The sequence below is a fragment of the Nocardia sp. NPDC055321 genome, from assembly GCF_053645575.1.
This window is the reverse complement of record NZ_JBSHMS010000004.1, coordinates 190168-212640: the sequence shown is the minus strand read 5'-3', so window position 1 is coordinate 212640 and position 22473 is coordinate 190168. Positions and strand designations below refer to the sequence as shown.

At 68.8% G+C, this 22473-nt stretch carries 22 protein-coding genes; 11 read left to right on the top strand and 11 right to left on the bottom strand.

The window, feature by feature from the left end; genetic code table 11:
* Nucleotides 1–55: 55 nt before the first annotated feature.
* Entirely contained in the window at nt 56–1726 is a 1671-nt protein-coding gene (locus ACWIGI_RS08140; protein ID WP_454201636.1) for an FAD-dependent oxidoreductase, read from the bottom strand.
* A gap of 228 nt (nt 1727–1954) precedes the next feature.
* On the opposite strand from ACWIGI_RS08140, the gene ACWIGI_RS08135 reads away from it, so the two are divergent.
* Complete coding sequence (locus ACWIGI_RS08135; protein WP_454201635.1) at nt 1955–2446, top strand: SixA phosphatase family protein; 492 nt, start codon at nt 1955–1957, stop codon at nt 2444–2446.
* A 92-nt stretch (nt 2447–2538) separates the two neighbouring features.
* On the opposite strand, the gene ACWIGI_RS08130 is transcribed toward ACWIGI_RS08135, so the two are convergent.
* Nucleotides 2539–2739 carry a hypothetical protein gene (locus tag ACWIGI_RS08130; RefSeq protein WP_354987532.1) on the bottom strand — a complete coding sequence of 67 codons (201 nt, stop codon included), beginning with the start codon at nt 2737–2739 and terminating at the stop codon, nt 2539–2541.
* A 171-nt stretch (nt 2740–2910) separates the two neighbouring features.
* On the opposite strand from ACWIGI_RS08130, the gene ACWIGI_RS08125 reads away from it, so the two are divergent.
* Together ACWIGI_RS08125 and ACWIGI_RS08120 are read left to right on the top strand one after the other, a co-directional pair.
* On the top strand, nt 2911–3360 hold the full coding sequence (locus ACWIGI_RS08125; RefSeq protein ID WP_454201634.1) for a MerR family transcriptional regulator: 450 nt from the start codon (nt 2911–2913) through the stop codon (nt 3358–3360).
* Nucleotides 3357–4367: an aldo/keto reductase gene (locus tag ACWIGI_RS08120; RefSeq protein WP_454201633.1), complete on the top strand. Its 1011-nt coding sequence runs from the start codon at nt 3357–3359 to the stop codon at nt 4365–4367. The genes ACWIGI_RS08125 and ACWIGI_RS08120 overlap by 4 nt, the downstream gene beginning before the upstream one ends.
* Nucleotides 4368–4459: 92 nt before the next feature.
* On the opposite strand, the gene ACWIGI_RS08115 is transcribed toward ACWIGI_RS08120, so the two are convergent.
* On the bottom strand, nt 4460–5080 hold the full coding sequence (locus ACWIGI_RS08115) for a GTP cyclohydrolase II (protein ID WP_454201632.1): 621 nt from the start codon (nt 5078–5080) through the stop codon (nt 4460–4462).
* A 142-nt stretch (nt 5081–5222) separates the two neighbouring features.
* Between ACWIGI_RS08115 and ACWIGI_RS08110 the strand changes: the two genes are divergently transcribed.
* Genes ACWIGI_RS08110 through ACWIGI_RS08100 form a run of 3 tightly spaced genes read left to right on the top strand, consistent with a single transcriptional unit; the run spans nt 5223 to nt 7006 of the window.
* Nucleotides 5223–5693: a carboxymuconolactone decarboxylase family protein gene (locus ACWIGI_RS08110; RefSeq protein WP_454201836.1), complete on the top strand. Its 471-nt coding sequence runs from the start codon at nt 5223–5225 to the stop codon at nt 5691–5693.
* Nucleotides 5694–5696: 3 nt separating this feature from the next.
* A complete protein-coding gene (locus tag ACWIGI_RS08105) occupies nt 5697–6008 on the top strand; it encodes a GNAT family N-acetyltransferase (protein WP_354987537.1) in 312 nt (103 codons plus the stop codon).
* Nucleotides 6005–7006: a pirin family protein gene (locus tag ACWIGI_RS08100; protein WP_454201631.1), complete on the top strand. Its 1002-nt coding sequence runs from the start codon at nt 6005–6007 to the stop codon at nt 7004–7006. Before ACWIGI_RS08105 ends, ACWIGI_RS08100 begins: the two co-directional genes overlap by 4 nt.
* Nucleotides 7007–7369: 363 nt before the next feature.
* Here the strand turns inward: ACWIGI_RS08100 and ACWIGI_RS08095 are convergent, their stop codons facing one another.
* Nucleotides 7370–8212 carry a helix-turn-helix transcriptional regulator gene (locus ACWIGI_RS08095; protein ID WP_454201630.1) on the bottom strand — a complete coding sequence of 281 codons (843 nt, stop codon included), beginning with the start codon at nt 8210–8212 and terminating at the stop codon, nt 7370–7372.
* A gap of 102 nt (nt 8213–8314) precedes the next feature.
* Here ACWIGI_RS08095 and ACWIGI_RS08090 point away from each other — a divergent pair, with 102 nt between their 5' ends.
* Entirely contained in the window at nt 8315–9322 is a 1008-nt protein-coding gene (locus tag ACWIGI_RS08090; protein WP_454201629.1) for an aldo/keto reductase, read from the top strand.
* 61 nt (nt 9323–9383) lie between these two features.
* Here the strand turns inward: ACWIGI_RS08090 and ACWIGI_RS08085 are convergent, their stop codons facing one another.
* The 3 genes from ACWIGI_RS08085 to ACWIGI_RS08075 all read right to left on the bottom strand — a co-directional run bounded on the left by ACWIGI_RS08085 (nt 9384) and on the right by ACWIGI_RS08075 (nt 12126).
* Complete coding sequence (locus ACWIGI_RS08085; protein WP_454201628.1) at nt 9384–9854, bottom strand: PaaI family thioesterase; 471 nt, start codon at nt 9852–9854, stop codon at nt 9384–9386.
* Nucleotides 9855–9963: 109 nt separating this feature from the next.
* A complete protein-coding gene (mqo, locus tag ACWIGI_RS08080) occupies nt 9964–11472 on the bottom strand; it encodes a malate dehydrogenase (quinone) (protein WP_454201627.1) in 1509 nt (502 codons plus the stop codon).
* 135 nt (nt 11473–11607) lie between these two features.
* A complete protein-coding gene (locus ACWIGI_RS08075) occupies nt 11608–12126 on the bottom strand; it encodes a hypothetical protein (RefSeq protein WP_454201626.1) in 519 nt (172 codons plus the stop codon).
* A gap of 146 nt (nt 12127–12272) precedes the next feature.
* On the opposite strand from ACWIGI_RS08075, the gene ACWIGI_RS08070 reads away from it, so the two are divergent.
* The gene (locus ACWIGI_RS08070) at nt 12273–12959 is read left to right on the top strand and encodes a TetR/AcrR family transcriptional regulator (protein ID WP_454201625.1); all 687 of its coding nucleotides are present in this window, start codon (nt 12273–12275) and stop codon (nt 12957–12959) included.
* 37 nt (nt 12960–12996) lie between these two features.
* Here ACWIGI_RS08070 and ACWIGI_RS08065 read toward each other — a convergent pair whose 3' ends face one another.
* On the bottom strand, nt 12997–13527 hold the full coding sequence (locus tag ACWIGI_RS08065) for a CGNR zinc finger domain-containing protein (RefSeq protein WP_454201624.1): 531 nt from the start codon (nt 13525–13527) through the stop codon (nt 12997–12999).
* A 38-nt stretch (nt 13528–13565) separates the two neighbouring features.
* Between ACWIGI_RS08065 and ACWIGI_RS08060 the strand changes: the two genes are divergently transcribed.
* Nucleotides 13566–14546, top strand: coding sequence for an EamA family transporter (locus ACWIGI_RS08060; RefSeq protein WP_454201623.1), 981 nt, complete (start codon nt 13566–13568; stop codon nt 14544–14546).
* 12 nt (nt 14547–14558) lie between these two features.
* On the opposite strand, the gene ACWIGI_RS08055 is transcribed toward ACWIGI_RS08060, so the two are convergent.
* Nucleotides 14559–15716, bottom strand: a complete 1158-nt coding sequence (locus ACWIGI_RS08055; RefSeq protein WP_454201622.1) for an epoxide hydrolase family protein — start codon at nt 15714–15716, stop codon at nt 14559–14561.
* A gap of 93 nt (nt 15717–15809) precedes the next feature.
* On the opposite strand from ACWIGI_RS08055, the gene ACWIGI_RS08050 reads away from it, so the two are divergent.
* Both ACWIGI_RS08050 and ACWIGI_RS08045 read left to right on the top strand, forming a co-directional pair.
* Nucleotides 15810–16769 carry a helix-turn-helix transcriptional regulator gene (locus ACWIGI_RS08050; protein ID WP_454201621.1) on the top strand — a complete coding sequence of 320 codons (960 nt, stop codon included), beginning with the start codon at nt 15810–15812 and terminating at the stop codon, nt 16767–16769.
* A gap of 110 nt (nt 16770–16879) precedes the next feature.
* Nucleotides 16880–17560, top strand: coding sequence for a hypothetical protein (locus ACWIGI_RS08045; protein WP_454201620.1), 681 nt, complete (start codon nt 16880–16882; stop codon nt 17558–17560).
* A gap of 15 nt (nt 17561–17575) precedes the next feature.
* Here the strand turns inward: ACWIGI_RS08045 and ACWIGI_RS08040 are convergent, their stop codons facing one another.
* Nucleotides 17576–17920 (bottom strand): hypothetical protein, encoded by a 345-nt coding sequence (locus tag ACWIGI_RS08040; protein WP_454201619.1) that lies wholly within the window; start codon nt 17918–17920, stop codon nt 17576–17578.
* A gap of 480 nt (nt 17921–18400) precedes the next feature.
* On the bottom strand, nt 18401–22354 hold the full coding sequence (locus ACWIGI_RS08035; RefSeq protein WP_454201618.1) for a DNA-directed RNA polymerase subunit beta': 3954 nt from the start codon (nt 22352–22354) through the stop codon (nt 18401–18403).
* Between the last annotated feature and the right edge of the window lie 119 nt (nt 22355–22473).

The window sequence follows — 22473 nt, the reverse complement described above, 5'->3', positions numbered from 1 at the left end:
CTGTGGCCCACCGAGAAACCGGTGGGCCACAGTCGTGTTCGTGCCTGGTCGGGCGTCAGCCCTTGGCGGCCTTGAGGAGATCCTCGAGGCTGGTGAACTTCACGCGGGGGCGGCCGGCGGCCTTGCCCGCGGTGCGCTCGGCCGCGTCGATGGCCTTCCAGCCGTCCCGGCCGATGGCCTCGGGCTGGCGTTCGGCCAGCAGCGCGTCCAGGGCGGCGCGATCCGCCTGGGGCGCGGCCAGTTTGCCCGCCGAGAAGTCCTCGATGAGCTGATCCACGGTTTCCTGCGAATCGACCCGGTTGGAGCCGATGACGCCGCGCGGGCCGCGCTTGATCCAGCCGGAGACGTAGATGCCCTGCAGCGGCTCACCGTCGGCGCCGACGACCCGGCCGTGGTCGTTGGGGACCACGCCGTTGCTCTCGTCGAACGGGATGTCGGCGATCGCCTTGCCCTTGTAGCCGATCGAGCGCAGCACCAGCGAGGCGTCCAGGCTGCCGGTGCGCTCGGACGCGTAGGCGACCGGGCGGCCGTTCTCCTCGACCAGCTCGTTGTGCACGTACTCGAGACCCTCGACCTTGCCGTCGCCGGTGACGGCGGTCGGCGAGACCAGGTACCGGAACACGATCCGCTTGCGGCCCGGGGTGGGCGCGAGGGCGGCGTACTCCTGCGCGAGGGTGTACTTGAGCTGCAGCGAGGGCTCGACCTCGGGATCGTCCAGCTCGGCCTGGCTCGACGGATCGAGTTCCAGCTCGGCCGGATCGACGATGATGTCGACGTTCTTCAGGTGCGCCAGCGCCAGGAACTCCGGCGAGGTGTACGCGGCCTGCAGCGGCCCGCGGCGGCCGAGCACGACCACCTCCTGGATGTTGCTGCGGCGCAGCGCGTCCAGGGCGTGATCGGCGATGTCGGTCTTGGCCAGCACGTCCGGATCGACGGTGAGCACGCGCGCCACGTCCAGGGCCACGTTGCCGTTGCCGACGATGACGGCCCGCTCGCCCGAGAGGTCGAATTCGCGATCCGCGAAATCCGGGTGCCCGTTGTACCAGGCCACGAACTCGGTGGCCGAGTGCGAACCGGGCAGGTCCTCGCCGGGCACGTTCAGGCGGCGGTCGGTGGACGCGCCGTGCGCGTAGATCACCGCGTGGTGATGGGCGACCAGCTCGTCGTGGCTGATGTGCTTGCCGATCTCCACGTTCAGCCGGTACTGCAGCGCGTCGCGCCGGAACGCCGACTCGAACAGGCCCGCTACCGATTTGGTGCCCGGATGGTCGGGCGCCACGCCCGCGCGCACCAGGCCGTACGGGGTGGGCAGCCGGTCGAACAGCTCCACCTCCACGTCGGCGCGGCGCAGCAGTTCCTCGGCCGCGTAGCAGGCGGCCGGGCCCGCGCCGACGATCGCGACGCGCAGGGTGCCGCGATCCTTCGGCGCGCGGGACGGCGGCACCAGGGGCTCGAAGTTCGACTCCAGCGGATGCCGGACGAAGTAGGAAGCGTTGATGTCACGGAACCGGGCCAGCGACGCGCTCAGATCGTCTTCCGAGAAGATCGCGTCGACCGGGCAGGCGTCCACACACGCACCACAGTCGATACAGGTATCGGGGTCGATATAGAGCTGTTCGGTCGAAGCGAACTCACGTTGCTCGGGAGTGGGACGAATGCAATCGACCGGACACTCGGGAACGCAGCTGGCGTCGTTGCAACAACGCTGCGTGATCACATAGGCCATATCTCGCAGATCCTCGAAACAGTCGCGTGGTGCTACTCCGCTCGGGGTTCGAGCAGGGCGGGTAGAACACGTTCTAATATATGCGGGGGTTGAGCGCCAGTCCGCACTAGGTGTGACGCCTCCCCTAGTGTGCCTCGAGTGTGAGTCCCGTCTCTCGCCGGGAGCGAGATCCGGTGTTCCGGGCCCGTCTCGACCGGTGTCGGCCCGGCTGGGCTTACCGTTGTGGCCATGGCACGGACCCTCATCCTGATGCGCCACGGCAAATCCGGCTACCCGGACGGCGTGGCGGACCATGATCGGCCGCTCGCGCCGCGCGGGCTGCGCGAGGCGGCGCTGGCCGGCGACTGGCTGCGCGAGACGCAGCCGCGCATCGACGCGGTGTTCTGTTCGACCGCGGTGCGCACGCGCGAGACCCTGACGGCCACCGGGATCGACGCGCCGGTGACGTTCGAGGAGTCCATCTACGAGGCGTCCCCGCACACGCTGATCGAGCTGGCGCAGCTCGCCGATCCGGGGATCGGGACGCTGCTGATCGTCGGGCACTCGCCCGGAATGCCGTGGACGGCATGGGAGTTGGCGAGCAATCGCGATTCCGCGGCCGCGGAGGAGCTGAGCCGGAAGTTCCCCACGTCCGCGCTGGCGGTGCTGGAATTCGACCGCGACTGGGCAGCCATCGACCCCGGCACGGGTGAGCTGGTGCGCTTCCACATCGCGCGCTGACGCACCGCGGGATCACGCGCCGGGCCGCACGCATCGGCCGTATGCCGCGACGGCACGGCCACCCGGCGGCGGCGACCGCCGTGTCGTGCGTGCTACTTCAGCAGCTTGCCGCGCACCACGACCACGCCGCCGAACACGAGTAGTAGCAGGAGCGCCGGGAAGAACCCCAGCAGCGCCCACACCACACCGAGGACCACCACCACCGGCAGCGCCGCGATGGCGGCGATGACCGGCTGCTCCTTGACGGTAGCCAGCGCCGATCGCGCGCGGACCCGATCAATCTCTTTGGACATGCTCCCCAGAGTAGGCGCGGAATCCATCCACAGCCGTGCACAGGAAAACCTCGCACCCCCGAGCGCGCCCGCGGGTCGCCGCCGAGCGGAAATCTCGGCAGAATCGGGCTTGCTTGGAGTGCACTCCAGGTGGCTAGCGTGATCGTTGTTCCTCAGTGAAAGGCGAGACCGGTGAACGCACCAGCGTGGGAGAGCCCCGACTACGAGCGACCGCGGTACTCCATCGGAGAGGTCTCCGAGCGGTGCGGTCTCACGCGGGACACCCTGCGCTGGTACGAGCGCATCGGCCTGATGGATTACGTGGGCCGCGACCACACCGGGCAGCGCCGCTTCAGCGCGCGCGACCTGGATTGGCTGGCCCTCATCGGGAAGCTGCGGCGCACCGGAATGCCGGTGGCGGACATGGTGTCCTACGCCGAGCTGGTGCGCGCCGGGGATCACACCTTCCCGCAGCGCCTGGACATGTTCCGGCGCACCCGGGCCGAGGTGCTCGACCGCATCGAGGAACTTCGACAGACCGTGGCCGTCCTCGACTGCAAGATCGCTCTCTACGAGGGCAATCCCGGAGCCGACTGGCGGACCGTGACGACAACGCGCGCTAGCGAAGGGAAACCGGCATGACCGACACACAGTTGCTGCCCACCACCGCCCTCGGCGATACCCGGGTCGGTGCGCAGGGCTACGGCGCGATGGGCATCAGCGAGTTCTACGGGCCCACCGACGCCGCCGAGGCGCGGGCCACCCTGGAACGCGCCCTAAAGCTCGGAGTGACGCTGTTCGACACCGCCGACATCTACGGCAGCGGGCACAACGAGGAATTCCTCAGCGAATTCGTCCGCGCCAACCGCGAGCGGATCACGCTGGCAACGAAATTCGGCATCGTCCGCAAGGCGGACGACCCTACCTATCGCGGTGTCGACAACTCCCCCGACTACATTCGCCGGGCAGTCGACGCGAGCCTGCGGCGACTCGGCATCGACGTGATCGATCTCTACTACATGCACCGCAAACAGGACGGCGTGCCGGTGGCGGACACCGTGGGCGTGCTGGCGGAATTGGTTGCGGCGGGCAAGGTCCGGCAGCTCGGGCTGTCCGAGGTGACCGGCGCCGAACTGCGCGAGGGGTATGCGGTGCACCCCATCGCCGCCGTGCAGTCGGAGTGGTCGCTGTTCTCCCGCGACGTGGAGAACACCGTGGTGCCCGCCGCCGCCGAACTCGGGGTCACGTTCGTGCCCTACTCGCCGCTCGGGCGCGGGTTCCTCACGGGCGGGGTGTCCACCAACGGCGCACTGCCGCAAGGGGATATCCGCCGGAACTTCCCGCGCCTGGCCGGCGAGAACGCCGAGCGCAACTTCGAGCTCCTGGCTCCGCTGCGGGCCATCGCCGAGGCGAAGGGCATCAGCCCCGCCCAGGTGGCGCTGGCCTGGGTACACGCCCGCGCGCAGGTGCACGGGCTCCCCGTCGTGCCGATCCCGGGCACCCGCAGCCGCGCCCGCGTAGCGGAGAACGTGGGCGCGGCGACCGTCGCGCTCACGGCCGACGAGCTCGCCGCGCTGGAGCCGATCGCCGGTCAGGTCGCGGGAGATCGCTACGCGGACATGAGCTTCACCTCCGCCGGTCGCGAATAGCACTGCGGCAGAGACCTCCCCGCCCCCTGCTGCTCCCAGCGGGGGCGGGCTCCAGGCGTTCTCGATCGATCACCGGGCGATAGGCCCGGGGTTCAGCCCGCCAGGCTGATGGTGTGGCCGGTGTGCTCCACCTTGGCGCGCAGGTAGCGCAGGTTGTCCGGGGTCTCGTGCACGCCGGTGGGGACCGTCTCACGCACCCGCGCGCCCAGGGCGCGCAGCTGGCGGGCCTTCTCGGGATTGTTGGTGAGCAGATCCATTTCGGTGACGCCGAGCGCGGCGAGCATCTGGGCGGCGGCGGTGTAGTCGCGGGCGTCCTCGGGCAGACCCAGGGCCGCGTTGGCCTCGTAGGTGTTCAGGCCCTGATCCTGCAGCGCGTAGGCGTCGAGCTTGTTGTACAGCCCGATGTCGCGCCCTTCCTGGCGCAGGTACAGCAGGATGCCGCCGTGCTCGGCGATCAACTGCACGGCCTCGCGCAATTGCGGGCCGCAGTCACAGCGGGCGGACCCGAACACGTCGCCGGTGAGGCATTCCGAATGCAGTCGCACCAGCGGGGTGCCGACGGGTTCGCCGAGGATGAGTGCCAGATGTTCGCGCTCGTCGTCCAGGCCCCGGAAGGTGACCGCCTCGGCGGTGGTGGCGTAGCCGTCGGCGAAGGTCAGCGGTATGCGCACACGCGTACGGACCTGCGCGTCGCCGGTCGAGAAGGGGCTCATATGCGCTCCGGGCTGAGAGTGATCATTCCGTTCGATGCGCAACCGCGCCGCGACCGGCGATATTCCACGCCACGCGCAATTACCGGACCGGAGGGCACGGTTCAGCTTCTCGGCTTACGATGCGTCCACTATGCAGTCCCCTGTGCTTCACGACCGCGTCTGGCTGGACAAGCAGACGCCCGAGGTCTATCACGCGTTGAACAGCGTCGCGGTGGCGGTCCGCAATGCCGCCACGGCGGTCGAATTGGGGCGGGCGGTGATGGAACTGGTGAATGTGCGTGTTTCTCAGCTCAACGGCTGCGCATACTGCCTCGACGTCCATTCCCGGGCCGCGCTCGACGCGGGGGTGACCCCGCAGCAATTGGCGGTGTTACCCGCGTGGCAGCGGAGTCCGCACCTCTACACCGAGCAGGAACGAGCCGCGCTCGCGATCGCCGAAACCGTGACTTCGCTACCGGCCGAGAAAATCGTCGACGATGAGTATGCTGCTGCGCGGCAACATTTGTCGGATGACCAGATGTCTGTCCTCATCTGGGCCGCGACCACGATCGGCGCGTTCAATCGCGTGTCGATTCTGAGCAAACATCCGGTGCGGGTGCGGAAGGAGAACTGAACAATGAGCGAACAGGCTGTGGCGGCCGCCGTCGTCCGTAATGAATCACAACACCGATACGAGGTGTGGTACGGGAGCTCGCTCGCCGGGTTCACCGAATATCGCGAGCGTGACGACGACACCGTCTTCATACACACCGAGATCGACCCCGCTTTCGGCGGGAAGGGGCTCGGCAGCGTGCTGGCCCACGACGCCATCGAGGATGTGATCGCGCGCGGGCGGGTCATCGTGCCGCGCTGCCCGTTCATCAAGGCGTGGCTGGACAAGCACCCGGAGTACGACGCGCACGTCGTCGGCAAGGGCATCAAGCGATGAGTGACCTGGAGCCGAATCCGGAGGCCGCGTTCTGCGAGGCCTCCGGACGGCCCGGTCCGCGCGCGGAATTGTTTCCCGCGCGCGAGGTGCCACTGGGCGGGGTGCGCGGGGTCACCGTGTTCCGGACGCTGCCGCAGCGGGACCTGCCCACCGTCGGCGCGTGGTGCTTCCTGGACAATTTCGGCTCCGGTTCCGCCGCCAATCCGGCGGGACACGATATCGACCCGCATCCGCACATCGGATTGCAAACGGTCACCTGGCCCTTGGACGGCCGCATCCGGCACCGGGATTCGGTGGGATCGGATGTGGAGATCCAGCCCGGCCAGTTGAACATCATGACCTCCGGGCGCGGCATCGCGCATTCGGAGTACCGGGTGCCCGGCCACGAGTCCGGCGCGGGACTGCAGCTGTGGATCGCGCTCCCGGACGAGAGCCGCTGGGTGGCACCGCATTTCGAGCAGCATCGGGATCTGCCCGAGTTCGAGCTGAGCAGCGGCGGCCGCCCCGGCGTGCTGGGTACGGTCCTGATCGGGACGCTCGGCGCGGTCACGTCGCCGGCCAAGGCGTACACCCCGATCGTGGGCGCGGACCTGCGCGTTCAGGACGGGGCCGAGGTGACCCTGCCCCTGAACCCCGCCTTCGAATACGCCGTCCTGGTGGTCGAGGGCGCGCTGACCGTCGAGGACGGCCGTGCCAAACCCGGCGGCCTGCTGTACCTGGGCAGTGATCGCACCGAACTGCGCCTGCACGAGACGACGGGCGCGCGACTGCTGCTCATCGGCGGCGAACCCCTCGACGAGAACCTCGTGATGTGGTGGAACTTCGTGGCGCGCAGTCACGACGAGATCGAGGCGGCCCGGAACGACTGGGAGAAGCACGATCTGGAGCGTTTCCCGGATATCGCGGGTCACACCCCGGATCAGCGCATCCCCGCCCCGCCGCTGCCCGGCGGGCGGCTGCAGCCACGCAAGCGGCACACCGGCGTGCGGCACGACTGAGCGTGTAGTCGCGCAAGGAATTTCGGCCTCAGGGCAGCTCTCCGGAGCCGAATACGTTTCTTTGCAAGAAGACTCGCCCGGCCTTCGACAGGCGGCACGCGAGTTCCGGCACAGGTCGCATGCGGGCGCGGCGCACCAAGGAAGCACGCGTTCTACGTGCGGATGCGACTCTGGCCGACATCGGACAGTGCCGCCGCGCGAGGTGCGGTCGGCCGCGCTCCGAGTCGGTCGATTCGGCGACAACTTGTACTCGGCCGGTTCCCGCAACCGACCTTCCAACCGGTTGCATCGCAATACCCGAATGCGCGGTGGGATTCGGCTCGCACGCCGAAGCGCCTTCGGTGACAGCGAGACCGGGTCGAATCAGGTTCGGGCGCTGAGGGTTTGGGTGCCGATCACGCGGAGCAGGTCGAGTTTCTGCTGGGTGTCGGTGCCCGGCTTCGGGTAGTAGACCAGGAGCTGGCGGGTGGAGCTCGGGGTGAGCAGGGGCTCGCAGACCAGTTCCAGGACACCGACTTCGGGGTGGCTCATGCGTTTCACGTAGCCGCCCGGATCGCGGATCTCGTGTTCGTGCCACAGGGCCTCGAACTCGGGGCTCGCGGCGCGCAGGCGGGCGACCAGGTCGGTGATGTCGGCGTCGCCGGAGCGGCGGGCGGCGGTCTCGCGGAGTCCCGCCACGTGGTGGCGGGCCATCGCTTCGTGATCCTCCGCCGGGAAGCGGTCGCGCTCGGCGAGCATGGTGAACCAGCGCCACGGCAGGCAGCGATCCGGGCCCCGGCGGTGCGAGAAATCCCCGGCGAGCAGGGTGTGCATCCGGTTCTGCACCAGGATCTCGCCGAGATCGGAGATCACGCAGGCCGGGGTGTCGTCGAGTTTCGCCAGGACGTGCAGGATGCCGGGACCGACGTGGGTGTCCCCGCCGCGCGCGGGCGGCTGCTGCCCGGCCAGGTGATAGAGGTGGTCGCGCTCGCTGTCGGTCAGGCGCAGGGCACGCGCCAGCGCGGACAGCACCTGGGTGGACGGCCGCGGGCCGCGAGCCTGTTCCAGACGCGTGTAGTAGTCGGTCGACATGCCCGCGAGCAGGGCCACCTCGTCGCGGCGCAACCCGGGGGTGCGGCGGCGCAGCCCCGGCGGCAGACCTACGGCGGCCGGTTGCAGGGCCTCGCGCCGGCGGCGCAGGAAGTCGGCGAGCTCTTCGCGATTCACCCTCACCACTGTCCTCCCGTCGCGCCCCCGCAGCCAGGGACCGGCTATCCCCCGATAGGCCGTCTCTGCCGGTCCCGGGTGTGACGGCGCAGAGTTCGTCCTATGACCAACCACATCGACACCGTCCGGCTCGGCAGCACCGGGCCCACCGTCTCCCGCCTCGGCCTCGGCGCCATGGGCATGTCCGGCATGTACGGGGCCAGCGACGACGCGATCTCCATCGCGACCGTGCACGCCGCCCTGGACTCGGGCGCGAATCTGATCGACACCGGCGACTTCTACGGCGCGGGCCACAACGAGCAGCTGTTGCGCACCGCGCTGGCGGACCGTAAGCGCGAGGACTACGCGCTCAGCGTGAAATTCGGCGCCCTGCGCGCACCGGACGGCGGCTTCGGCGGCGTGGACACCCGGCCCGAGGCTCTCCGCAACTTCCTCACGTACTCGCTGCAGCGCCTCGGCGTGGAGTACATCGACATCTACCGCCCCGCGCGGCTGGACCCGAACGTGCCCATCGAGGAGACCGTCGGAGCGATCGCGGAGCTGATCGAGGCCGGGTACGTGCGGCACATCGGACTGTCCGAGGTCGGCGCGCAGACGCTGCGCCGGGCCGCCGCCGTGCATCCCATCGCCGACCTGCAGATCGAGTACTCGCTCATCTCGCGCGGGATCGAGTCCGAGATCCTGCCCACCGCAAGGGAACTCGGCGTGGGCATCACCGCCTACGGCGTCCTCTCGCGCGGGCTTCTGAGCGATTCGCTGCGCACCGGCGCCCCGCTGGCCGCCGACGACTTCCGGGTGCACAGCCCGCGCTTCCAGGGCGAGAACTTGGACGCGAACCTGCGCCTGGTCGCCGAACTCGCCGCCGTCGCCGAACGGCACGGGGTGAGCGTCGCCCAGTTGGCCATCGCCTGGGTACTCGCGCAGGGCTCCGACATCGTGCCGGTGATCGGCGCGCGCCGGCCCGAGCGCTGGGCCGAAGCCCTGGGCGCACTGGACATTCGGCTCAGCGCCGCCGAGTTGTCCGCCATCGAGGACGCGGCGCCCGCCGATCAGGTCGCCGGAGACCGTTACGCCGCAGCGCAATTGGCCATGCTGGACAGCGAGCGCTGATGTCGTCCGCGCATCGGCCCGGCCGTGGCGGGCCGGACCGCTCCGGACAGCAGCGTGCGAACTACTTGCGGCGCGGGCGGATCACGGCGGTGAAAGCCGCCGAAGCCACCGCTTTTCCGGTCGCGTCGGTGATGGTCACCGGGACGACGAGTTCGATCTCCACGCCCGCGGCAATGTCGGCGCGGGTCTGCGCGATCGACTCCGCGCTCAGCTCCGACGTGGCCAGGAACGGACCGGCCTCACCCTTGGCGCGGGCCAGGTACTCGATCTTCCCGTCCCGGGCGACGATGAAGGTGTCGCCCATCAGATCCACGATGCCGGAGATGGACGCGCCCATCGCGGCGGTCTCGGCCATGCCGAACAGCAGCGCCGCGTGGATGTCGCCGTTGTGATTGAGGTGCTCGGGCTTGGGCGCCATGCTCACCACATTGCGGCCGGAGGCGAACTCCACCCCGTCGATGCCGGTGAACTGGATGAAACCCAGCTTCTTGAAGCCGGCCATCACCAGATCACCCATGGTGGCGCTGTCCATCGCATCTCCTGTCGACCGCGAAAAATGAAACGTGTTCCATTTTCATACCGCGCGCGGCGGAGCTTGTCCACGGTCGGGGCTTACGGTGGCCGGTTGCTGCCGGCCGGCGTCAGTCGCGCAGCGGGGCCGTCAGGCCCAGGATCTCGGCGGTGCGGGACGTCGTGTGCCGCGCCAGGCCCGGATCACCGGCCAAACTCGAGCCCAGCGTAGGAATGAGTTCGCGCAACCCCGGCGCCCAATACCGCTGGTACGACGGGAAACACCGGGCCAGCACCTCGAGCAGAATCGCCGGGGCGGTCGCGGCGCCGGGCTCGGCGCCCAGCACGGCGGCGATCGAACCATCGTGCGCGGCAACGACTTCGGTCCCGAACTCCAGCACGCCGCCGCGACCGGCAACCTGCTTGACGAGCTGCGCGCGCTGCCCGGCGGTGATCATGGTCCAGTCCTCCGGAGCCGCCTCGGGCGCGAAATCGCGCAGCGCGGCCAGCTTCTTCTTCCGGGTGCCGGCGAGCTGTTTGGTGAGCAGCCACAGCAGCGGCAGATTGCCCGCCACCGTCGAGGCCAGCGGCCCGATGTTGTCCGGGCGCAGCGCGGCCGGCGCGTCCAGGATCGAGCCGTTCGTCAGGAATCTGGGATTGGCCCCGGCGTAGGGACCGAACAGCAGGGCGCGTTCACCGTCGATGATCCGGGTGTCCAGGTGCGGGGTGGCCATCGGCGGCGCGCCGGCCGGGGCCCTGCCGTAGACCTTGGCGTCGTGCGCGGCGATGACCTCGGGGTTGTCGCAGCGCAGGAAACGCCCGCTCACCGGCAGCACGCCGTAGCCGCGCGCTTCGGGAATTCCGGCCTTGCGCAGTAGTTTCAGCGCCCAGCCGCCGCCACCGGCGAAGACGAAACGCGCGTCGACCTTGTGCGTGACGCGGTCGTTGTCGGTGTGCTGATGAATGCGCAGCTGCCAGGAACCATCGTTGTTCCGGCGCATGCCGCGCACTTCGCATCGCGGATTGATGGAAACGCCCACACTTTTCAGATAGGTGAAGAGCTGTCCGGCGAGGGCGCCGAAGTTCACGTCGCTGCCGGTCACGTCCCGGGTGGCGGCGATCGGCTCGCCCGGGTCCCGGGATCTCCCGAGCAGCGGGGCCCACTCGCCGATCACGGCGGGATCGTCGCTGAATCTCATCGAGCCGAAAAGCGCGTTCTCGGAAAGCGTTTCGAATCTGCGCCGGAGGAAATCGACATCCTGTTTGCCGTGCACCAGGGTCATGTGCGGCACCGGATTGATGAAAGTCTCCGGCTTGCCCAGGATTCCGGCCTCCACCAGCGCGGCCCACAGCTGCCTGCTCTGCTGGAACTGCTCATTGACCGTGAGCGCCGGGGTGATATCGATGGAGCCGTCCGGCCGTTCGGCGGTGTAATTCGACTCGCACAGCCCGGAGTGGCCGGTTCCCGCGTTGTGCCACGGGGCCGAGGCCTCGCCCGCCAATTCGGGTAGTCGCTCGTACACCGCGATGGTCCAGGTCGGTTCCAAATGCTTGAGCAGCAGTCCGAGCGTCGCGCTCATGATTCCGCCGCCGACCAGTACCACGTCGTAGGGCCGTAGCGACGCGTGCGTTGTCGTCATTACCCGCTGGACCCCCATAGGACTCGAAGAACGTAGGCACGCTAACACCGGATGCACATTCCCGCGCAGGGGCGGGAGGCGGATGACGCGCAATCCCCCGGGGCGCGCATCGAATTCGGTGGCCGCGATGGCCGTTCAGATCAGGGCGGTGAGGATCAGGCCGAGCGCGGCGCCGCCGAAGACGAGCACGTGGCGGACGTTCTGCAGGGTCCAGGTCCAGTCGGGGAAGCCGGCCTCGGCCTCCTTCAGCAGGGCGGGGACGTCGATCCGGGCCAGCATCGGATCGCCCTTCTTCGCGAAGGCCGCGCGCACCGACTGCACGGCGGTGAGGTTGCTGTAGAGGATCACGCCGTTGCCGAGCAGCACCAGCGTCAGCAGGATCCAGTTGAGCGGGCGGGCCAGGTCCGCGCCGGCGAAGTTGAGCCCGGCCAGACCGATCATGATCGCCGCGATGCTGATCGGCGCCGCGCTCTCGTGGCCGCTGGCGTCGAAGCGCATGCCGTTCTCCCGCAGCACGCTGGTGCGCACGCCCTGGCGGGCCAGTTCGGCCTCGGCGCGGGCCATGGCGGGCTTGCCGTAGCGGCTGCGCACGATCGGCATGCTCACGAAGGCGGCGGCGATGGCGAGGGCGCTGGTGGCGATGACGGCGTTCATGTTTCGGTCTCCTGCTTCGCGGCCCGCGGTCTCGGCGGGTCCGACTTGAACTAAGTACAGGAGAACCATAACCGGGTACTTGAACTAAGTGCAAGAGATTTCTTGAACTTTGTGAAAGTGCCTGGTGAGTGCCTAGAGTCGAGGGCATGCCGCGCGAAACGCTCACCCGCGAACAGATCATCGGGACCGCCATCGACCTGCTCGACGAACAGGGCCTGGACGGACTGAACATGCGCGAACTTGGCAAACGGCTCGACGCCGCCGCCACCGCCATGTACTGGCACGTCAAGAACAAGGACAACCTGGTGCGCCTGGCCACCGACGAGGTGTGGGCCGAGATCGACCTCCCCGACCTCGACGCGCTCGACTGGCGCACCGCCGCCGAGGCCCTGGCCACCGGCATGTACACGATGCTGAACCGGCACCCGTGGATCGTGCAGGCACAGGCCGGATATCTGCTCTACGGACCCGCCAAATCCCGCCACGACGAACACGTGCTCGCGGTGTACGAGCGCGCCGGCTTCGACGACGACGCGGCCGACCGCGCCGCGGCGACCGTGTTCATGTTCGTGCTCGGCAACACGGTCGGCGCGGCGGCGAACATCTCGATCGAACGGCGGCTCGGGCGCAACGGCGGCGACCCGGAAGCCAAACTGGGCGAAGCGCTTTCCGAGGCCACCGCGGTCGCGATGGAGTTCCCGCGGCTGCGCGCCCGCATCGAGCGCCAGGCCGCCACCGACTACAACGCCGCGCCGGACAGCAGCTTCGAATTCGGGCTGGCCGCGCTGCTACAGGGGTTGCAGGATCAGCTGGGCGAGCGCGAGACGCCGTAGCGCTGCACGATCCGATATCGATCGCTCGCCCGCGCGATCACTTCTTTCGAGCGCGATACGCCGCGACGGCGTTGCGGTTGCCGCAGGCCACGCTGCAGTAGCGACGAGACCTGTTGCGGGACAGGTCGAGAACGATGCCGTCGCAGGTGTCGTCGGCGCACAGGGACAGGCGGCTGAGCTCGTCGGCGCGAATCAGGTCGATCATCGCCATCGCGGTCTCCACGGCGATCCGCACATCCAGCGGCGCCTCGGGTGGGACCGCGTGCACGTGATAGTCCAGGGCGTCGTGGCGCACCAGGCGCGGCACCGCGCGGTGGCGAGCCAGGATCTCGTTCACCAGGGTCACCGCAGTGTCGCGGTCGGCGGTCAGCAGGGCGCGCATCGGGGCGCGCTGGGCCCGGACCGCGGCCAGTTCGCGCTCGTCGCCCGTGCGCACGCCGGTGTAGCCGTGCCGGTCGAAGAACTCCGCGAGCTGCTCGGTATCGGTCATGGTGTCCGGCGCCTCGGCCGAATTCACCAGCTCGACCGCGGCGGCCATGGACGCCACTGTGTCATGAGCAAAAGACATGTTGACACATTACCGCACGCCGCTTAGCGTCATTAGTCATGGCGACGTTGACTCATGACACCGCGGTATCGAGCCGGCTCCGGAACGGCCTGCTGCTCGCGGCGCTGTCCGCCGCCTCCTTCGGACTCTCGGGCAGCCTCGGCCGCGGCATGATGAACGCGGGGTGGAGCCCGGCCTCGACGGTGATCGTGCGCGTGCTGCTCGGCGCGCTGGTGCTGCTGCCGGTGGCGCTGGTGCAGTTGCGAGGACGCTGGGAACTGCTGCGGCAGAACGCCCCGCTGCTTTTCATGTACGGGCTGGCTGCCGTCGCCGGTGCGCAGCTGGCGTACTTCAACGCCGTCGCCCACATGGAGGTCGGTGTCGCCCTGCTCATCGAATACACCGCGCCCATCGCGGTGGTGCTGTGGCTGTGGGTGCGGCACCGCCAGCGGCCCGGGCGCGCAACGGTTCTCGGCGCGGGGATCGGCATCGCCGGGCTGCTGCTGGTGCTGGATCTGCGCTCCGGGGCCGACACCAGCTGGATCGGAATCCTCTGGGCCCTGGGCGCGATGGCCGGCGCGGCGGTGTATTTCGTGCTCTCGGGCCAGACCGGCGAGGCGCTGCCCGGCGCGGTGCTGGCCACCGGCGGGCTGCTCATCGGTGGCCTCGGCATCCTCGCCGCCGGGCTGCTAGGCATCGTCCCCCTGCGCACCACCACCAACCCCGTGGCCTTCGACGACTTCACCACCCCCTGGTGGACGCCCCTGCTCGCCCTCGGCGTGATCACGGCCGCCCTGGCCTACCTGTCCGGGATCGCGGCCACCCGCCTGCTCGGCTCCCGCCTGGCCTCCTTCGCCGCCCTCACCGAGGTCGTGGCCGCCATCGGCTTCGCCTGGCTGCTGCTCGGCGAAACCCCCGGCCCGATCCAGTTGCTCGGCGGCGCACTGATTCTCGCGGGCGTGGTGGTGGTCCGCCTCGGCGAGCCGGCCACCCGCCCCACGGTCGCCACCTCGGCCACGGCCTCGGCGACCACGGCCTGAGCCACCGGCCTGTCAGACCGGCTCGACCGCGCGGTCCGCCAGCAGCGTGAAGAAGGCGCGGATATCGGCGACGTGAGCGGCCGGGACCTCCATGGCCACGAAGTGGTTGCCCGGGTTGCCCTCGGGCCAGTGAACGATGTCGTTGTGCTCGTCGGCCAGGCGGCGCATCAGGGGCATGCCGCCGCCGTACTGGCCCGTCGGGACCAGGTTCTGGCCCTTGGGCATGGCGAAACCGCCGTCGACCAGGCCGTCGTACATCGGCCACGACGAGGTGGCCGCGGTGTTCGTGAACCAGTACAAGGCGGCGTTGGTCAGCAGGTGGTCGCGCTTCATGACGTCCTCGGGGTGATCGGCCATCGGGCTGAACTCGTGGAACTTCTGCATCAGCCAGCCGAGCAGGCCGGCCGGGGAGTCGGTCCACGCGTGCGCGAGGGACTGGGGCGCGGCGCGCAGCAGGGAGTGATGGTCGGTGCCGCCGGTCATCCAGCCCCGCATCATGTCCCACTCGGCCAGCTCGCTCGGCGACATGCCCGGCACGTCGGCCGCGGTGGGCATCCCGAGGCCACCGTCGACGTGCACGCCGATCACATGATCCGGTGCGACGAGGGCGATTTCGGGGGCGACGTACGCGCCCAGATCGCCGCCCTGGGTGCCGTAGCGGTCGTAACCGAGCCGGTCCATCAGGGTCGCGAACATCGTCGCCACCCGGCGCACCGTCATACCGGTCTCGGTGGGCGCCTGCGAGAACCCGAACCCGGGCACCGAGGGCACCACCACGTGGAAGGCCGGGGCCGGATCCAGGCCGTGCGCGCGGGGATCGGTCAGCGGGCCGATGACCTCGGTGAACTCCACGAACGAATTCGGCCAGCCGTGGGTGAGCAGCAGCGGGACCGCGTGCGGCTCCGGCGAGCGCACGTGCAGGAAGTGCACGTCCAGGCCGTCGATCTCGGTCAGGAACTGGGGGAAGGCGTTCAGCTCGGCTTCGATTGCCCGCCAATCGAATTCGGTGCGCCAGTACTCGGCCAGCTCGCGCAGGTAGGCGACCGGCACGCCGCGCTCCCAGTCCGCGCCCGGCACCTGCGGCGACCAGCGGGTGCGGGCGAGCCGGTCGCGCAGATCCTCCAGATCGGCCTGCGCGATGTCGATGCGGAAGGGGCGAATGGCGGTCATGAGAACTCCTCGGTGTCGTCTTTTCGAGCCGAGAACCACGTTAGGAAGCATCTAGGTCACGGTGCGGCCTAGTTCTGCGGGACCATGGGAACCATGAACGACACACCCGGACGACTGCTGCGCATGCTGTCACTGCTGCAGACCCCGCGCGAATGGCCGGGCAGCGAACTGGCCGAGCGGCTCGGCGTCAGCGACCGCACCGTGCGGCGCGATATCGATCGGCTGCGCGACCTCGGATACCCGGTCGAGGCCACGCTCGGGGTCACCGGCGGTTATCGGCTGGCCGCCGGGGCCGCGTTGCCGCCGCTGCTGCTCGAGGACGACGAGGCCGTGGCCATCGCCGTCGGGCTGCGGGCGGCCGCGGGCCAGGCGGTGACGGGCATCGAGGAATCCTCGGTCCGGGCGCTGGCCAAACTCGAACAGGTGCTGCCCGCGAAACTGCGCCGCCGCGTCCAGGTGCTCGGCACGGCCACCGCGGTGTTCACCGGCAACGGGCCCACCGCCGATCCCGAGGTGCTGACCCCGCTGGCCGCCACCATCACCAATCGCGAACGGGTCCGCTTCGCCTACCGCGACGCCGCCGGCACCGAATCCCGCCGCAACGTCGAACCCATCGGGCTGACCACCGTGCACCACCGCTGGTACCTGGTCGCCTACGACCTGGATCGCGACGCCTGGCGCAGTTTTCGCGTCGACCGCATCACCGCACCGCACCCCACCGCCGCCCGCTTCACCCCGCGCGAGCTGCCCGCCGAGGACGCGGCGGCCTACGTCGCCGGCGCGCGAACCGACTGGGGCACAACGCCGTTCCGGATCGACATCACCGTTCACGCTCCGGCGTATCGCGTTTCGGGACGGCTCGGCGACAACCCGGGCGAGGTGACCGCGATCGATGCCGAATCGTGCCGCCTCACCGGTGAGCGCGATGACGACCCCGAATGGCTGGCCTCCCGGCTCATCGCCCTGGGCTTCGAGTTCGAGGTGCGCGACTCACCGGAACTGGCAGCGCACTTGGACGCGGCCAAGCGGCGGATCACGCGGGCCCTGGGCTGACGGTCCAGCCCGTCACATATGCGACGACGGGGTTCCTATCCCCCGCGCCGCCCGGTACGGTCGTTGCGCAAGATCGCCACAACCCGTTTCGCAGCGCTAGGGGCACCACCATGGGCAAGACCGGATTCATCGCGCCGACATTGGTCTGCCTCGCGGCGACGGTACTCGCGAGCGCGCCCGCGACGGCCGATCCGGCGCCGGAGCCGGTGGGGCTCGGCGTGAGCGGCACCGATCACGGCGTCGACTACCGCGTGGAGTTGTCGCCGGACAAGCGCGCCGCCGTCGGCACCCTGGCCGCCGGCCGCTTCCTGGCCACCTGGGACGGGCAGGCGATCGTCGCCACCGACCCCGACGGGCTCGAATTGGCCACCGTCCCACTGACATACGAGATCTCCGGGAAGAACCTGGAGTTCGCGCCGGTCATCGACGAGGACGGCCGCCGCCTCACCCTGACGCCCAAACTCGCCTCCCCCGTGGCGCTGCGCGACATCAACGCCCAGCAGCACTTCTTCGACACCGTGCAGGCCCACCTGCCCGCCGTCGCCACCGGCGCGGCCATCGGCGGCGCGATCGGCTTCCTGATCGGATTCCCCGCCGGACTCTTCGTCTTCGACATCATCACCGTCCCGATCCTGACGGTGGTCGGCGCCCTGCTCGGTGGCGCGATCGGCCTCCAGCAGGCCGGTGGTCAGCCCGCCGTCGACGCGGCCCTGGCCTACGCCAACTCCCTGGTCCCCGGTGCAGGCCAGGCCCTGAGCCCGGCATTCGACGCCCTCCCCCCGCCGCGCTGACGGTTCCCGCACTCCTCAGCGCATGAAGGTCAGTGAATCGATCGGTGCGCTCCCGCTCAGGTAGTACCAGTCGCCGTTCTGGTTGCCCGCCAACTGAAATCGCAGAATATGACCGGCCGCCGGACCGTCCACAATCGTCCACAGGGTGTTGGGCAGTCCGGTCGCGGTGCTGACGCTCCCGTCGGACCACGTGAACCGCGCCTGCGACCGCGCCCCGAACCCGACCCACGGCAGGTCCGCGTCGAACCGCCCCGACACGACCCCCGGCAACAGCGGACTGACACAGTCCCACACCTCGGCCGTCCGCCGCACCCCCTGCCCCGCACTCCCGCTCCCCGGCACCAACTGCCCCGTCAACATGCTCCCCCGGTAGCACCCGCCCAGCCCCTCCGCGACCGGCGCCGCACCCCCGGCCCCCGCCGCCCCCACCACCAGCCCGGCGGCACACAGCATTACGGGAAATACACGACGACCACGGACCATCGGAAACCCCTTCGCGCAGCACCGACCCAGAGCCTCACGCTATCACTCGAGATCAGGTACGGTCCCCCGTTGCCGAACCGATCCCGGACCACCGCGGCACGCGGCGAACCGGATCCGAGAAACAGCCGCATCAAGGCCTCATCGCGACGGATCGGAAACAGCGACATCGGCCTGAGACCAAGGACAGCGACAGCGGCCTGAGACAGCAGACGGAACTCACTTCGAGGCCGACGGCAACCCGTCCGGGATGCACCGCAACCATGCACAGCGCAGCCGCCGCCCCGAACGGCGAGTGAGCCCAAGCAAACGGCCCCCGCTCCGAAGAGCGGGGGCCGAATGTCGTTCCTGGACTAGAGCTTAGCGGTAATCGCTGAAGCCGTAGTCGTCCAGCGGAACCGCGGCACCGGTCGTGGTGCCGAAGCCGTCCGGGGTGTAGTAGGTGTCGTCGTAGGACGGCACCGCGTACGCGGCCTGACGGGCCTCCTCGGTGGGCTGGACCTGGATGTTGCGGTAGCGGTTGATGCCGGTACCGGCCGGGATCAGCTTGCCGATGATCACGTTCTCCTTCAAGCCGATCAGCTTGTCGGAGCGGCAGTTGATGGCGGCGTCCGTCAGCACGCGGGTGGTCTCCTGGAAGGAGGCCGCCGAGAGCCACGAATCGGTCGCCAGCGACGCCTTGGTGATACCCATCAGGACCGGGCGGCCCGACGCCGGCTCGCCGCCTTCGGCGACGACGCGACGGTTCGAGGACTCGAACTCGGCACGCTCGACGAGCGAACCGGGCAGGAACTCGGTCGCACCCGAATCGATGATGGTCACGCGGCGCAGCATCTGCCGCACGATGACCTCGATGTGCTTGTCGTGGATCGACACACCCTGCGAGCGGTAGACCTCCTGGACCTCGTGGACCAGGTGGATCTGCACCTGACGGGGGCCCATCACGCGCAGCACCTCGTGCGGATCCGCCGAACCCTCCAGCAGCTGCTGGCCGACCTCGACATGATCGCCGTCGGCGAGCAGGCGCTCCGAGCCGTCCTCGTGCTTGAACACGCGCAGACGCTGACGCTTCGACAGCTTGTCGTACAGGACCTCGTCCGACCCGTCGTCCGGGATGATCGTGATCTTGTAGAAGCGGTCGTCGTCCTCGAGCCGCACGCGACCCGAGACCTCCGCGATCGGCGCCTTGCCCTTGGGCACACGAGCCTCGAAGAGCTCCTGCACACGGGGCAGACCGCCGGTGATGTCATCGCCTGCGACACCACCCTGGTGGAAGGTACGCATGGTCAGCTGGGTACCGGGCTCACCGATGGACTGCGCGGCGACGATACCGACGGCCTCACCGATGTCGACCAGCTTGCCGGTCGCCATCGAACGGCCGTAGCAGGTCGCGCACACGCCGGTGCCGGTGGTGCAGGTCAGCACGGAGCGAACCTTCACCTCGGTGATGCCGGCCTCGAGCAGCGCGTCCAGCGCCGGGTCACCGAGATCGTGACCCTTCTCGATGACGACGTTGCCGTTGGCGTCCAGCGCGTCGGTCGCGAGGGTACGAGCGTAGGTGCTCGTCTCCACGTGCGCGTCCCGGATGAGCGAGCCGTCGGCCTGCTTCTCCGCGATCGGCACCACGATGCCGCGCTCGGTGCCACAGTCGGTCTCGCGCACGATGACGTCCTGCGACACGTCGACCAGACGACGGGTCAGGTAGCCCGAGTCCGCGGTACGAAGCGCGGTGTCGGCCAGACCCTTTCGAGCGCCGTGCGTGTTGATGAAGTACTCCAGAACCGTCAGGCCCTCACGGAAGGAGGACTTGATCGGCTGCGGGATGAACTCACCCTTCGGGTTCGTCACCAGGCCCTTCATACCCGCGAGGGTACGGGTCTGGGTGAAGTTACCCGTCGCGCCCGAGTCGACGATCGTGATGATCGGGTTGTCGGCCGGGTAGTGCTCACGCAGCGCGCGACCGACCTCTTCGGTCGCTTCCTGCCAGATCTTGACCAGGGCGTTGTTGCGCTCCTGGTGGTCGAGAGCACCGCGCTGGTACTTCTTCTCGATCTGGTTGGCCTGCTCGTCGTAGCGCGCCATGATGTCCGCCTTGTTCGGCGGCACGAGCACGTCCGACATCGAGACGGTGACGCCGGAACGCGTGGCCCAGTAGAAGCCCGCGTCCTTCAGCTTGTCGACCGTCTGCGCGACCACGATCATCGGGTAGCGCTCGGCGAGATCGTTGATGATCGCCGCCTGACGCTTCTTCGGCATCGGCTCGTCGATGAACGCGTAGTCCGCCGGGAGCAGATCGTTGAAGATGACGCGGCCCAGCGTGGTCTTGACCGTCCACGCGTCGCCCCGCTGCCAGCCGTTCGGGAACAGCTCGGCCTCGGTGTCCTTCGGCGGACGCTGCTCGGTCAGGCGCACCTTGATCAGCGAACGCACGGTGAGCTCACCGCGGTCCACCGCCATCTGCGCCTCGGCCGGCGAGGAGTACACGCCGAACTCGGCGGAATCCTTTGTCGCGGCCTGGTATTCGCCCTTGCCACCCTCTTCGAGGCGGGTCAGGTAGAACAGGCCGGTGACCATGTCCAGACGCGGCATGGCGAGCGGACGACCCGAGGCGGGCGACAGGATGTTGTTCGAGGACAGCATCAGGATGCGGGCCTCGGCCTGCGCCTCCGCGGACAGCGGCAGGTGCACGGCCATCTGGTCACCGTCGAAGTCGGCGTTGAACGCCTCACACACGAGCGGGTGCAGCTGGATGGCCTTGCCCTCGACCAGCAGCGGCTCGAAGGCCTGGATACCCAGGCGGTGCAGGGTGGGCGCGCGGTTCAGCAGCACCGGGTGCTCGGAGATGACCTCTTCGAGGACGTCCCACACCTGGGCACGCTGACGCTCGACCATCCGCTTGGCGGACTTGATGTTCTGCGCGTGGTTGAGATCGACCAGACGCTTCATGACGAACGGCTTGAACAGCTCGAGCGCCATCAGCTTCGGCAGACCGCACTGGTGCAGCTTGAGCTGCGGACCGACCACGATGACCGAACGGCCCGAGTAGTCCACGCGCTTACCGAGCAGGTTCTGACGGAAACGACCCTGCTTGCCCTTGAGCAGATCGCTCAGGGACTTCAGCGGGCGGTTACCCGGACCGGTGACCGGACGGCCGCGACGGCCGTTGTCGAACAGCGCGTCGACCGACTCCTGCAGCATGCGCTTCTCGTTGTTCACGATGATCTCGGGCGCACCCAGATCGATCAGTCGCTTCAAACGGTTGTTGCGGTTGATCACGCGGCGGTACAGGTCGTTCAGGTCGGAGGTCGCGAAGCGGCCACCGTCGAGCTGAACCATCGGGCGCAGCTCCGGCGGGATCACCGGGACAGCGTCCAGCACCATGCCCATGGGCGAGTTGCCGTTCATCTGGAACGCGGCGACGACCTTGAGACGCTTCAGCGCGCGAAGCTTCTTCTGGCCCTTGCCCGTCCGGATGATCTCACGCAGGTTCTCGGCCTCGGCCGGGATGTCGAACTGCTCCATGAGCTTCTGGATCGCCTCGGCGCCCATGTGGCCCGTGAAGTACTCGCCGTACTCGTCCTGCAGCTCGCGGTACAGCATCTCGTCCACGATGAGCTGCTTGACCGACAGCTTGGTGAACGTGGTCCAGACCTCGTCGAGCCGGTCCAGCTCGCGCTGGGCGCGGTCGCGCAGCTGACGCATCTCGCGCTCGCCGCCGTCCTTGACCTTGCGGCGCACATCGGACTTGGCGCCCTCGGCCTCGAGCTCGGCCAGGTCGGCCTCGAGCTTCTGGGCGCGGGCCTCCAGGTCGACGTCGCGCTGATCGGCGACAACCTTCTTGCGGCTGTCCATCTCCGCTTCGAGCGTGGAGAGCTCGTTGTGGCGAGCCTCCTCGTTCACCTCGGTGATGACGTAGGCGGCGAAGTAGATGATCTTCTCGAGATCCTTCGGCGCCAGGTCGAGCAGGTAACCCAGGCGCGAAGGCACGCCCTTGAAGTACCAGATGTGGGTGACCGGCGCGGCCAGCTCGATGTGGCCCATCCGCTCGCGGCGCACCTTGGCGCGAGTGACCTCGACGCCACAGCGCTCACAGATGATGCCCTTGAAGCGGACGCGCTTGTACTTACCGCAGTAGCACTCCCAGTCCCGGGTGGGACCGAAGATCTTCTCGCAGAAGAGGCCGTCCTTCTCGGGCTTCAGCGTGCGGTAGTTGATGGTCTCCGGCTTCTTCACCTCGCCGAACGACCACTGACGAATGTCTTCGGCGGAAGCCAGGCCGATCCGGAGTTCATCGAAGAAGTTGACGTCTAGCACGTAACTTCCTTTCCCCTGTACGGGTTGAGTATGAGCAAAAGTCGCTATATCCATCTCGTGGCGACCGTGTGCGGGTCGCTCGAAAAGGTCCGCCCGGGTGGGTGATTCAACGAATTACC

Excerpts from the sequence above, each read along its gene's own strand:
- ACWIGI_RS08140 (WP_454201636.1), bottom strand. The coding sequence starts at position 1,726 with ATGGCCTATGTGATCACGCAGCGTTGTTGCAACGACGCCAGCTGCGTT.
- ACWIGI_RS08135 (WP_454201635.1), top strand. The coding sequence starts at position 1,955 with ATGGCACGGACCCTCATCCTGATGCGCCACGGCAAATCCGGCTACCCG.
- ACWIGI_RS08130 (WP_354987532.1), bottom strand. The coding sequence starts at position 2,739 with ATGTCCAAAGAGATTGATCGGGTCCGCGCGCGATCGGCGCTGGCTACC.
- ACWIGI_RS08120 (WP_454201633.1), top strand. The coding sequence starts at position 3,357 with ATGACCGACACACAGTTGCTGCCCACCACCGCCCTCGGCGATACCCGG.
- ACWIGI_RS08115 (WP_454201632.1), bottom strand. The coding sequence starts at position 5,080 with ATGAGCCCCTTCTCGACCGGCGACGCGCAGGTCCGTACGCGTGTGCGC.
- ACWIGI_RS08105 (WP_354987537.1), top strand. The coding sequence starts at position 5,697 with ATGAGCGAACAGGCTGTGGCGGCCGCCGTCGTCCGTAATGAATCACAA.
- ACWIGI_RS08100 (WP_454201631.1), top strand. The coding sequence starts at position 6,005 with ATGAGTGACCTGGAGCCGAATCCGGAGGCCGCGTTCTGCGAGGCCTCC.
- ACWIGI_RS08090 (WP_454201629.1), top strand. The coding sequence starts at position 8,315 with ATGACCAACCACATCGACACCGTCCGGCTCGGCAGCACCGGGCCCACC.
- ACWIGI_RS08085 (WP_454201628.1), bottom strand. The coding sequence starts at position 9,854 with ATGGACAGCGCCACCATGGGTGATCTGGTGATGGCCGGCTTCAAGAAG.
- mqo (WP_454201627.1), bottom strand. The coding sequence starts at position 11,472 with ATGACGACAACGCACGCGTCGCTACGGCCCTACGACGTGGTACTGGTC.
- ACWIGI_RS08075 (WP_454201626.1), bottom strand. The coding sequence starts at position 12,126 with ATGAACGCCGTCATCGCCACCAGCGCCCTCGCCATCGCCGCCGCCTTC.
- ACWIGI_RS08070 (WP_454201625.1), top strand. The coding sequence starts at position 12,273 with ATGCCGCGCGAAACGCTCACCCGCGAACAGATCATCGGGACCGCCATC.
- ACWIGI_RS08065 (WP_454201624.1), bottom strand. The coding sequence starts at position 13,527 with ATGTCTTTTGCTCATGACACAGTGGCGTCCATGGCCGCCGCGGTCGAG.
- ACWIGI_RS08060 (WP_454201623.1), top strand. The coding sequence starts at position 13,566 with ATGGCGACGTTGACTCATGACACCGCGGTATCGAGCCGGCTCCGGAAC.
- ACWIGI_RS08055 (WP_454201622.1), bottom strand. The coding sequence starts at position 15,716 with ATGACCGCCATTCGCCCCTTCCGCATCGACATCGCGCAGGCCGATCTG.
- ACWIGI_RS08050 (WP_454201621.1), top strand. The coding sequence starts at position 15,810 with ATGAACGACACACCCGGACGACTGCTGCGCATGCTGTCACTGCTGCAG.
- ACWIGI_RS08045 (WP_454201620.1), top strand. The coding sequence starts at position 16,880 with ATGGGCAAGACCGGATTCATCGCGCCGACATTGGTCTGCCTCGCGGCG.
- ACWIGI_RS08040 (WP_454201619.1), bottom strand. The coding sequence starts at position 17,920 with ATGTTGACGGGGCAGTTGGTGCCGGGGAGCGGGAGTGCGGGGCAGGGG.